Genomic DNA, 11,217 nt, shown 5'->3' with positions numbered 1-11,217 from the left:
CCGCCGATATGGCTGGATATTGAAATCACCACCGACGACTATCTGCATGACATGCAACGTAAGATCCAGGCCTTAACCGAAGATTTACCGGTCGAGGTGTTACTGGTGCGCCGCAGTAGGGAACAGCGCGAACGAATTATGGCCAATGAACGACGCGAAACGTTAAGCGAGCTGAGTGTAACGGAGGTTTTTGACCGCCGCCTGGCGCTGGAAGAGCTCGAGGAGCCTCAGCGCAACCGGCTGAATCAGCTGTTTAGCGCAACCTTACACACGCTTGCCGGGGAGAGTGAAGCATGAAAATTCTCAGCCTGCGCCTGAAGAACCTCAACTCCCTGAAGGGAGAATGGAAAGTCGATTTCACGGCAGAACCTTTTGCCAGTAACGGGTTATTCGCCATCACCGGGCCAACGGGCGCGGGGAAAACCACCCTGCTGGACGCGATTTGCCTCGCCCTGTACCACGAAACGCCGCGCCTGAATACAGTGTCACAGTCGCAAAACGACCTGATGACCCGCGACACCGCGGAGTGTCTGGCCGAAGTTGAGTTTGAGGTGCGCGGCGAAGCCTACCGCGCATTCTGGAGCCAGAACCGGGCGCGCAATCAGCCCGAGGGCAACCTGCAGGTCCCGCGCGTAGAGCTGGCCCGCTGCGCTGACGGTAAAATCCTCGCCGATAAAGTCAAAGACAAGCTGGAGATGACAGCCGAGCTTACCGGGCTGGATTACGGGCGTTTTACCCGTTCGATGCTACTGTCTCAGGGCCAGTTTGCCGCCTTTCTTAATGCCAAACCGAAAGAGCGCGCCGAGCTTCTGGAGGAGTTAACTGGTACTGAGATCTACGGCCAAATCTCCGCCTTGGTGTTTGAAAAGCACAAGTCGGCGCGTACGGAGCTGGAAAAACTGCAGGCCCAGGCCAGCGGCGTGGCGCTGTTAGCACCAGAGCAGGTGCTGTCCCTGACGGAAAGTTTGCAGGTACTTACTGACGAAGAAAAACAATACCTTACCAGCCAACAAACCCAGCAACAGCACCTCAACTGGCTTATTCGGCAAAATGAGCTTCAGACGGACATAAACCGCCATCAGCAGGCATTACAGGCAGCACTTCAGGCGCAAGAAGACGCGCAGCCGCAGCTGGCAGCGCTGAGCCTGGCGCAGCCGGCCAGAGCATTGCGCCCTCACTGGGAGCGAATCCAGGAACAAACGGCTACTATCGAGCGTACGCGCCAGAAGATTCAGGAAGTAAATACTCGCTTACAAAGCAGCTTAGCGCTGCGCGGGTGTATCCGTCAGCAAGCGCACACGCAATCGACCGCGATACTCGCCGAACAACAGACGTTAACCGACTGGCTGAACGAACATGACCGCTTCCGCTTATGGAGTAGCGAACTGGCAGGATGGAAAGCGCTGCTGGCGCAACAGTCCGACGCCAGCGCCCAGCTACGCCAGTGGCAACAGCTGCGGGAGAACGACACACGTAAGCTCGATGCACTGGCGCTTCCTGCGCTGACCCTTTCCCCGCAGGAAGTGACAGAAGCGCTGGCGCAACATGTGCAGCTTCGTCCACTACGCCAGCGCCTCAGTAATCTGCACGGGCAAATCGTCCCGAAGCAAAAGCAGCTGGCACAGCTACGCGCTTCACTGCTGCAGCGCCAGCAAGAGCTGACACAGCGCAACGCGGTACTTGCCGAGAAACGTCAGCGCTATAAAGATAAAAATCAGCAACTTGCCGATGTGAGACTCATTTGCGAGCAGGAAGCCCGCATCAAAGATCTGGAAAGCCATCGGGCATTACTGGAATCCGGCAAACCTTGTCCGCTTTGTGGCTCTACTACACATCCGGCTATCGAGCGTTACCAGACGCTTGAGCTGAGCGTAAATCAGGCACGACGTGAAGTGCTGGAAAAAGAGGTCAAAACGCTGGCCGATGAGGGTTCAACCCTGCGCGGGCAGCTTGAGGCGATAACGCAGCAACTTCAGCGCGATGAACATGAAGCACAGAGGCTTTCTCAGGAGGAGCAAGCACTTACTCAAGAGTGGTTGACCGTTACCGCCAGCCTCAACGTATCGCTACAACCGCAGGATGACATTGCCCCGTGGCTGGCCGCTCAGGAAGAGTACGAACAACAGCTTCACCAGTTAAGCTTGCGTCATACCCTGCAGGCGCAAATCGCCGCGCATACCGAACAGATTACTCAACTCCAACAGCATATTGACCAGCGCCAGGCAACGTTAACCTCAGAGCTGGAGCGTCATGGTCTGGCCCTTCCGCCCGAGGATGAAGTCTCCTCATGGCTAAGAGAACGGGCGAACGAAGCGCAAATGTGGCAACAGCGCCAGAATGAACTGACTGAGCTACAGGCCCGGATTGCCCAGCTTGCGCCGCTGCTGGAAACGCTGCCAGAATCTGAGGCGCTTTCTGAAATCATTGAGGATCTGCCGCTGGAAAACTGGCGGCAGGTGCACGACGATTGCCTCTCTTTACAGGGACAGTGGCAAACCTTGCAGCAGCAGGAAGCACAAGACGTTCAGCGCGCCGCAGACATTCAGGCGCAGTTTGATGCCGCATTGCAGGCCAGCATCTTTGACAACCGTGACGCCTTTATTGCCGCCCTGCTGGATGAAGAGACCTTCAACCGTCTTGAGCTGTTGAAACAATCGCTGGAAAACCAGCAACAACAGGCACAAACGCTGCTTAATCAGGCCCAGCAGGCGCTGGTGACTCATCAACAGCAGCAACCAACCGGGGTGGATCTCACGCTCACGGCACAACATCTTCGCGACACGCTGGCGCAGCTCACCCAACTGCTGCGGGATAACACCACTCGTCAGGGAGAAATTCGCCAGCAGCTCAGGCAGGATGCTGAAAACCGCCAGCAGCAGCAGGCGCTGATGCAGGAGATTGAAAAAGTCGCGCAGCAGGTCGAGGACTGGGGATATCTGAATACGCTGATCGGCTCGAAAGAGGGAGATAAGTTCCGCAAATTTGCCCAGGGCCTGACGCTGGATAACCTGGTCTGGCTTGCCAACAACCAGCTAACCCGTCTGCACGGTCGCTATTTGTTGCAGCGCAAGGCCAGCGAAGCGCTGGAGCTGGAAGTGGTCGATACCTGGCAAGCCGATGCTGTGCGTGACACGCGTACGCTCTCCGGCGGCGAGAGCTTCCTGGTGAGTCTGGCGCTGGCGCTGGCATTGTCCGATCTGGTCAGCCACAAAACGCGAATTGACTCCCTGTTCCTCGACGAAGGCTTCGGTACGCTGGACAGCGAAACGCTGGATACCGCGCTGGACGCACTGGATGCACTCAACGCTAGCGGTAAAACCATTGGCGTGATCAGCCACGTCGAAGCAATGAAAGAACGCATTCCGGTGCAAATCAAAGTGAAAAAAATCAACGGGCTGGGCTACAGCAAACTCGACAACACTTTCAGAGTGGAATGACGCTGATTTTTCGACGTATTGATATTGCCGACAAGATCGGCAATATCATTCCCTGCATATTATTCTTACGCTTAAAAAATAACCGCTAGCGGTAAATCATATCAAAGGTGGCCGTGGCGTTGATTTCGCCGGCCCGCAAGTTCTCATTTAAACGTATGACGTGTGCTTTAAACGGCAGGGCGACGCTCCCTTCTGCATCATTTTTTATCGTGGACAGGAGCTCGCCAAAATTCACTAACCGATCGTTATATAAAATTTGCACACCGACACCTTGCGCAGACGTCGGAGAATCAAGATCGTTCAATGTCAGAATAGTGCTATCGCCTGCTGTCGTTGTACCAGAAAACAATACATTGACATTGGTATCCGGATCGCACGTTAAATCAATTTTAAAATCAACCGCATCACCAGTATCACCCGGGTTATTCAGGCTGACAGTTTTAAAGTAACGCCCCAAATTAACAGAAATATTCTTACTATTAAGCACACAACTGGCGCTCTTAACCACCACATCTGCATCGGTGAAGTTAATATGAAGTTGGGCGGCAGATTCATATAATCGGGAGGCACTAAATCGCGATAATTGCAAGGGAGCATCTGTAATAGGTTGTCCGGTTGAGATTAATCGCACCTCAAACGCTGCTGAGATATTTGTGTATTCACACCCCTTACATGTTTTCGACCCCTCAGCCTTCGCTGGAGAATAAAAAATTCGGGCATCACTTGGTGAATAGCTCTTTCCATCTAGCATAGACAACCACCAAATTTTAATCCCAACACCAGGGTTATTCGTCTGATAAACATATTCTTCAACACCATTTACCAGCGTCAATGATGAGTCATCATATCCACGATAGATTGGGTGTACACCGTTACAAAATATATCGGATTGATTTGGAGCATTAAGATAACCGCTATCCCATAGGACAGTTCCTGCAGGGACATCGCGCTGAGCGTTAATAGTCGGAACGGTGACCGTATAGGTTGCTGCTGTCGTATTATTTTTATAATAACATGAAGCATAACTTACCACTGACCAGTTTAATACAAAAAATACAATCACATACCTGATGACGGCTATCATTATCACTTTCACCTTTATTTACACTCTGCCGCTAATATAGCAACGGTTTTGTTGGTAAGTTCATCGGCAGGAATAGCAATCTGCGCGGTACACTGCTGCGTCGCTTTCTCACCCCACTTCACCATAACGCGATCGCCTGCCGATACACCGGTTAAATAAACCTGTCCGTTATCACCCACGATACTGGCATAATTTTTTTCGTTTTCCCCTGCCAATGCCGCAAGCGCGCCGAAAGGAACGTTATTTCCATTATGTTGTAGCGTTAACAAAACACGTATACCGGTGCGTGCAGAAAATGTTGCCAGTGTGACCGCACCACGCGAAGGAATTACCTGTTTGACGGGTTCCGCGATATCAACCTGCGGGTTACACGCCGTATTCAATATAATGTTATTCGTTCGATAGGGTGAGGCATATGGAATAACAGCGTAGCCATAGGAATCAGTATATACACCGGTACTGTTTTCTACTTTGATATCAGGTCCATCGTCGGCATCGACTAAGGTCACCGTTTCAGGTAGCGACTGTGCTAAGGTAATCCCGCCAGCATGGCCGATAATCCCACCTTGTAACTTATAATTCACTTGCCGGCTGTTGTTGTCATAATTGTACCCACCAGAAACAGAGCCAAATGAGCCTTGCCAGGTGGCATTCATACTTCCGTCCCCCCCCATTCCATTATTCCCCCTGGACTGTTGGAGATTATAATTGAGGTTATCATCCTGCAATGCAGTACCACTGATCCCAATCAGATGTTGCTGACTACGATGACGGTTATCTGTATAAGTATAATTCGCCCAGGCACTGGGTAACCATTTATCTAAGGGAACGCTGACAGTAAATGAAACCTGCTCATCACGATGTGAGGTTGGCGTTTGCGTCAACGAATAGTTGAGCATAAATCGGATCCGTTCCCAGTTCTGGTTATAACCGACAGATACCGTGCGCTCATATCCCGCCAGCCCCCAGTAATCTTGCTGATAACCAGAGATATAGAAAGAACCTAGCTCATTCAGGCTCTGGCTGATATTTACCTGAAAGCGGCTACGACGGTTATTAGTATTGCGATAAGCATAAAAACTGTCGTCATCAATATCGTTAGTTCGGTTATTTAACGTTTCCGTAAACGTATAAAAATTACGGGTAGAGTAACGATAACTCGCAAGAGTAAGATTGGTATTGGTCGTATCGATATTCTTCGCATACTGGGCACGATAAGACATCCCCTGCCAGACGTTATCAGCCACTTCGCTTCTGGCCGTTGTGGCATCAAACGAAAACGCGCCAAAATCATGAAGATCGATACCAAAACCTAATGCCGCAGAACGATAAAAATCACTGCCCAACACGCCGCTATACACGGTAAAACCATAAGGCAACCCATAGATAAGTTGCGCTTCGACCAGATTAGGATCCTCTGATGTATCATTATTTTGGTAATGCCCGGCGGCAACGCTATATTGCAATGCCCCCTGTCGCTGCATGATAGGTAAAGAAGACGACGTCTGAACGAAGCTACGCTCACTCCCATCAGCCTCCGTGATTGTTATATCGAAATCACTGCCGGAAGATACCTGCGGTACATCCGTAATTTCAAACGCCCCTGCGCTAACATAGGTTTGATAGAGGGTGTAGCCATTTTGCTTAATGGTCACCTTAGCATCGCTTTTCGCAATCCCCCGGATCACCGGCGCAAACCCTTGTTGGCTATAGGGCAGCATAGCGGTATCTGTTTGCAGACGAATACCACGAATCGGAAGGCTGTCAAAAATATCTCCCGCAGTAGAGCTATCGCCGAGCGTAAGTTGGCTACGCAGGCGCTTTATATCCCGCTGAATATACGTCGAAATGTTTTCCCAACCATCTCCGCTTTGGTAATTTCCATTGTTTCGTATGCGCCACGGCCCTACATTCAGCCCACTGTTTAAACTCAGGTAATTTTGTGTCGACGAGCCCTGAGAGCTGTAGTGTGTTTTAGAGCCGCTATAGTAATAACCCAACAGTGCAGCAGGTATTCCATCATCCCAATTATCAGGGTCGATATACCCCTGCACTTCCTGATTAACAGCAACTTGCGGTACACGAATATCCAGCCGTTGTTGCTGCGTGGAGAAAGTCCAGGAAGCCTCTTCAATGTAACGTCCGATATCATCAACCGTGGCGTCATCAGACATCGTTTTCATCAATGGCATTTTGCTGACATTGACGCCATAGGCGGCCAGTTCTGATTTTTTTAACACGGGAATGAGTGCGGTATGGGCTTCATTAAGCACATACGTCACATTCTTTTTTTCAACAAAATGATTATTAAAATAAACAGAACTGAGGTAGACGCCTGGTGCAAGTGCATTATCGTCTAAAAAAGTACGGATCGCCTCTGCGCTGTCTATTGGGGAATCAAAACGTAGCGCATCAATATTAAACTCATCATCAGCAACTTGTGATTCAGCGATACAAAACGGACTACACAACATCAATGCGGCGGCAATAGCTGATAATTTCAATGAGAGAATTTCATGATTATTATTGATAGGCCGCATATTGTGGATATCCTTATCCGCCGAATTTAAAGTGACTTTTCCTGTTCGGAAGTGGCATTACCGTAGTCGTCAATTGCGCTCCACCGAACAGACTTAGCGTTCCCACCCGGTAGGGAATAGATCATTTTTGAATAGGGTGAAATCATCATAGACACAGCAGAAAGCGTATCTTTCGGCGGCTTTACCTCTTTGCCGTCAACGGTCATATTATGCAAAGAAATATAGTATGCCGTCGGGTTATCCACAGCCAAACGTCCACCTGAAACAGAAAATATCAGACTTTTGTATGCTTCTTGCGCGTCGTTTTTATTTAATCCCTTTGGTCGCCATATCAGCTTAATACGACTGCGGGTAGCCAATTGTAGCTTACTTTGTTGTACTAACACTTTAGGCGTCGCTTCGATAGACTTGATATTAGCCCAAAAAATTTGTTCACGATCTTTTGTCAGGATGCCATTTTTATCGACTGAGATAAAATGCAGGATATTCGTCTGTCCGCCAATAAGTTTAAATAACGGAGGAGTAATAATAAGAGGAGGCTTACTTTTATCATTCTTATCGAAGTTATCAACCCATGCCTGAACAAGCTGATTTCCATTACCCGTATTTTTTACTGTTGCCTGAACTTCATCCACATCTCCAGGATAAATAATACGCGTATTACTAATTTGCACCCCCGCCGAAGCAGTGTTTTGAAAAAGAATGAATATTGCTGAAAACAGCAAACCAGAAATGTTGAGATTCATCATTCATCCCTTATGGCTAAATCTCGAAAAGAATTACAGGACATACCCTGATTATCCTATGGCATATCCTGTCTGAACTTACGTCACACCCACTCTACGTCCCTTATGGATAGTAAATGGTATAGGTTGTGGTTGCAGCAAACTCGCCGCCTTTGATACTCGCCGGATCAACGGTTGCCACAACTTTTGATGTGAAGTTAAACGTCAGGTCATTTTCTTCGCTTGCCCCGGTCGTTTGAGCAAAAGCAGAGTTCGCTTCGTCGTTAAAAACGACTTTATCATTGCTGGCATCAGCGCCATAAACCACAATACCAACACCGGTATCAACGCCGCCAGTAAGCGCTTTCAGCTGCGTATTTTCCGTTGCGGTATCACCTGCAAAGGTCAGGTTTACCACAGTATTTGCCGGGCACTTAGTCAATTTAATTGCAAATGGCTGAACCTGAGACGCTTCTTCGCCAATACCAGCAAAGGCGTTCGTCCCCAGCGGGGTAAAGGGTACCTGAACATCTTCGCTGTCTGTATCAACCTGGCAAGGTGGGTTAATAATAGTACCGGTAAAAGTGACGGTGCCCTGGTCATCAGTTAAGTCTGCCGCATGCGCAACATTGATAGCCGCAACAAGCAACAAAGAGGCAGAAAGGAGTACTTTCTTTTTCATGTGAAATTTCCCTATAATAAATTTTATTATCTTTCGAATGCTGCCTCTGAAATTTCCGCCAAAGACTTTTGCATATAAAAATCCCAAACAGTCCTCAGAAGAGGTCCGAAAGATAGAATCTTATGCGTTCTAACCCAATGAATATTGTGGTCGGCATATATAATATAATATGATTTTTATTTCATCAACAGCACAAAGACAAAAAAACAATATCATTACAAAACAGCAAGTTATAATAAGTTAATCGATAAAACAAAAACAATATTTAAATAATTTATAGCTATGCGCTTTATATATAAAAAATAAATCACTATCGATTCATATGCGTTGTGAATACAACAACCCATTCCCAACCAGAAATCGCCCATCAATAAAACACTATTTTAGTGTATTTTATATATTGAAAAGACTACAATTCCGAGTCCGTATGTTATCGGCATCTAGCATGCAAATAATTGCTTTCAAGAATAATTGCAATCGTTCGTTCAGACTTCACAAATATGATAGCATTAGCCCTACTTAGCTGTTGTTGCTGTGTATGACAGGTGGTATGAAAAAAGTCATTTTCTCTTTAGCCTTGGGGACGTTTGGGCTGGGCATGGCCGAGTTTGGCATCATGGGTGTACTCACCGAATTGGCGCGGGACGTGGGAATCTCCATTCCTGCCGCTGGCCATATGATTTCGTTTTACGCCTTTGGCGTGGTGCTTGGCGCGCCCATTATTGCACTCTTTTCCAGCCGCTTTTCGCTCAAGCATATTCTGCTGTTTCTGGTCACGCTGTGTGTGATTGGCAACGCCATTTTCACCCTCTCCTCCTCGTATTTTATGCTGGCGGTAGGCAGGCTGGTTTCAGGCTTCCCGCACGGCGCATTTTTTGGCGTTGGCGCAATTATCCTGTCGAAGCTCGCCCGCCCGGGAAAAGTCACCGCTGCTGTCGCGGGCATGATTTCGGGTATGACCGTTGCAAATCTGGTTGGCATTCCCGTCGGCACCTGGCTGAGTCAGGAATTTAGCTGGCGCTATACGTTCCTGCTGATTGCCGTCTTTAATATCGCCGTGATGGTCTCGGTCGCTTTTTGGGTGCCCAACATCAGCGATGAAGCAAAAGGAAACCTGCGCGAACAATTTCACTTTTTGAAAAGCCCCGCCCCGTGGCTCATTTTCTCCGCCACCATGTTTGGTAACGCCGGGGTTTTCGCCTGGTTCAGCTATGTCAAACCATACATGATGTTCATCTCCGGATTTTCCGAAGCGCTGATGACCTTCATCATGATGCTGGTAGGATTAGGAATGGTGTTGGGAAATCTGCTGAGCGGTCGGCTGTCTGGTCGCTATACGCCGCTGCGCATTGCGGTGATAACCGACTTCGTGATTGTGCTGGCTCTGCTGTTGCTCTTTGCCTTTGGCGGGATCAAAGCCGCGTCGCTGACCTTCGCCTTTATTTGCTGCGCGGGGCTGTTTGCCCTGTCGGCACCGCTGCAAATTTTATTGCTGCAAAATGCTAAAGGAGGGGAGCTGCTGGGTGCGGCTGGCGGGCAAATTGCCTTTAACCTCGGCAGCGCGATTGGCGCCTACAGCGGTGGCATGATGCTGACGCTGGGCTTTGCCTACAACTACGTGACGCTGCCGGCGGCACTGCTGTCGTTTTCTGCGATGTCGTCACTGTTGCTGTACGGTCGCCTGAAGCGCGCAGTACCCCAGATGACACACGCTGCCGGATAGCATCTGCGCTACCCGGCTACGCGAACCTTACTCCTGCGGCCACAGCCAGGCCGCACCGCGTACACCGCTGGAATCCCCGTGTAGCGCCTTGCGTAGAGGCGTTTCGCATTCGCCGCCAAAGACAAACTGCTTAATCAACGTCGGAACGTTTTGATACAGTCGGTCGACATTGCTCATTCCGCCCCCCAGCACAATGACGTCCGGATCGAGAATATTCACCACATGTGCCAGTGATTTCGCCAGACGACGCTCATAGCGGCTCAACGCCTGCTCCGCAAGAGCATCCTGCGCAGTAACAAGACTGATAATTTCATTGCCTTTGAGCTGCTTACCGCTCAGACGCTGGTAGTCGGTGGCAAAGCCGGTCCCGGAAATGAAGGTTTCAATGCAGCCTTGTTTACCGCAATAACAGGGGACTTCCTGTCGGAAACACAGCTCATCTTCGTCCATCCATGGCAGCGGATTATGCCCCCACTCGCCCGCGGTACCGTTACCGCCCGTGTGCGCCCGACCATTCATTGCCACGCCTGCGCCACATCCAGTGCCGATAATCACTGCAAACACGGTTTGCGCCCCGGCCGCCGCACCATCCACAGCTTCTGAAACCGCCAGACAGTTGGCATCATTTGCCAACCGCACTTCACGATTCAGACGCGAACTCAGGTCTTTGTCAAAAGGTTGTCCGTTAAGCCAGGTCGAGTTGGCATTCTTTACCACCCCGGTGTAGGGCGAGATTGAACCTGGAATGCCCATTCCCACGGTTCCCGTCTGTCCGGTGGCGTTTTCCGCCATCTCCACCAGCGTGGCGATGGTTTCTATCGTTTGCCGATAATCATCACGCGGCGTGGGCAAGCGATGGCGAAAAAGCTGCTCGCCCGCATCGCCAAGCGCAATAACTTCCGTTTTCGTACCGCCCAAATCGATACCTATACGCACTGTTTGCTCCTCTTCCCGATTAACAATGCAAGCATAGCGACAATTCGCTATCATGCCCGCTGGATTTAACGACAAGGCCGTGGAAATTAT

Annotated in this window: 8 protein-coding genes; 3 read left to right on the top strand and 5 right to left on the bottom strand. The window is 49.7% G+C overall.

Translation table 11 applies throughout. The features are described from left to right. The coding region (locus FDW94_RS23750) for an exonuclease SbcCD subunit D C-terminal domain-containing protein (protein ID WP_249358249.1) at positions 1-297 on the top strand (297 nt) is incomplete at its 5' end. Beyond that, positions 294-3,437, top strand: a complete 3,144-nt coding sequence (gene sbcC, locus FDW94_RS02370; protein WP_137377082.1) for an exonuclease subunit SbcC — start codon at positions 294-296, stop codon at positions 3,435-3,437. The genes FDW94_RS23750 and sbcC, both read left to right, overlap by 4 nt. 85 nt (positions 3,438-3,522) lie before the next feature. Here sbcC and FDW94_RS02365 read toward each other — a convergent pair whose 3' ends face one another. The 4 genes from FDW94_RS02365 to FDW94_RS02350 all read right to left on the bottom strand — a co-directional run bounded on the left by FDW94_RS02365 (position 3,523) and on the right by FDW94_RS02350 (position 8,468). Further along, on the bottom strand, positions 3,523-4,521 hold the full coding sequence (locus FDW94_RS02365) for a fimbrial protein (protein ID WP_137377081.1): 999 nt from the start codon (positions 4,519-4,521) through the stop codon (positions 3,523-3,525). Positions 4,522-4,535: 14 nt separating this feature from the next. After that, positions 4,536-7,061, bottom strand: a complete 2,526-nt coding sequence (locus FDW94_RS02360) for a fimbria/pilus outer membrane usher protein (RefSeq protein ID WP_137377080.1) — start codon at positions 7,059-7,061, stop codon at positions 4,536-4,538. 26 nt (positions 7,062-7,087) lie between these two features. Then, positions 7,088-7,810 carry a molecular chaperone gene (locus FDW94_RS02355; protein WP_249358247.1) on the bottom strand — a complete coding sequence of 241 codons (723 nt, stop codon included), beginning with the start codon at positions 7,808-7,810 and terminating at the stop codon, positions 7,088-7,090. Positions 7,811-7,910: 100 nt separating this feature from the next. Next, positions 7,911-8,468: a fimbrial protein gene (locus FDW94_RS02350; RefSeq protein WP_079934862.1), complete on the bottom strand. Its 558-nt coding sequence runs from the start codon at positions 8,466-8,468 to the stop codon at positions 7,911-7,913. A gap of 550 nt (positions 8,469-9,018) precedes the next feature. On the opposite strand from FDW94_RS02350, the gene araJ reads away from it, so the two are divergent. Then, complete coding sequence (gene araJ / locus FDW94_RS02345) at positions 9,019-10,191, top strand: MFS transporter AraJ (protein ID WP_032942515.1); 1,173 nt, start codon at positions 9,019-9,021, stop codon at positions 10,189-10,191. A gap of 27 nt (positions 10,192-10,218) precedes the next feature. Here araJ and mak read toward each other — a convergent pair whose 3' ends face one another. Beyond that, positions 10,219-11,127, bottom strand: coding sequence for a fructokinase (mak, locus tag FDW94_RS02340; RefSeq protein WP_137377079.1), 909 nt, complete (start codon positions 11,125-11,127; stop codon positions 10,219-10,221). Positions 11,128-11,217: the final 90 nt, after the last annotated feature.

Origin of the sequence: Citrobacter sp. wls757, from assembly GCF_005280935.1 — a bacterium.
GTDB classification, from domain to species: Bacteria; Pseudomonadota; Gammaproteobacteria; order Enterobacterales; family Enterobacteriaceae; genus Citrobacter; species Citrobacter portucalensis.
This window is presented reverse-complemented; position numbering and strand designations above follow the sequence as displayed.

Excerpts from the sequence above, each read along its gene's own strand:
- FDW94_RS02355 (WP_249358247.1), bottom strand. The coding sequence starts at position 7,810 with ATGATGAATCTCAACATTTCTGGTTTGCTGTTTTCAGCAATATTCATT.
- araJ (WP_032942515.1), top strand. The coding sequence starts at position 9,019 with ATGAAAAAAGTCATTTTCTCTTTAGCCTTGGGGACGTTTGGGCTGGGC.
- FDW94_RS02360 (WP_137377080.1), bottom strand. The coding sequence starts at position 7,061 with ATGCGGCCTATCAATAATAATCATGAAATTCTCTCATTGAAATTATCA.
- sbcC (WP_137377082.1), top strand. The coding sequence starts at position 294 with ATGAAAATTCTCAGCCTGCGCCTGAAGAACCTCAACTCCCTGAAGGGA.
- FDW94_RS02365 (WP_137377081.1), bottom strand. The coding sequence starts at position 4,521 with ATGATAGCCGTCATCAGGTATGTGATTGTATTTTTTGTATTAAACTGG.
- FDW94_RS02350 (WP_079934862.1), bottom strand. The coding sequence starts at position 8,468 with ATGAAAAAGAAAGTACTCCTTTCTGCCTCTTTGTTGCTTGTTGCGGCT.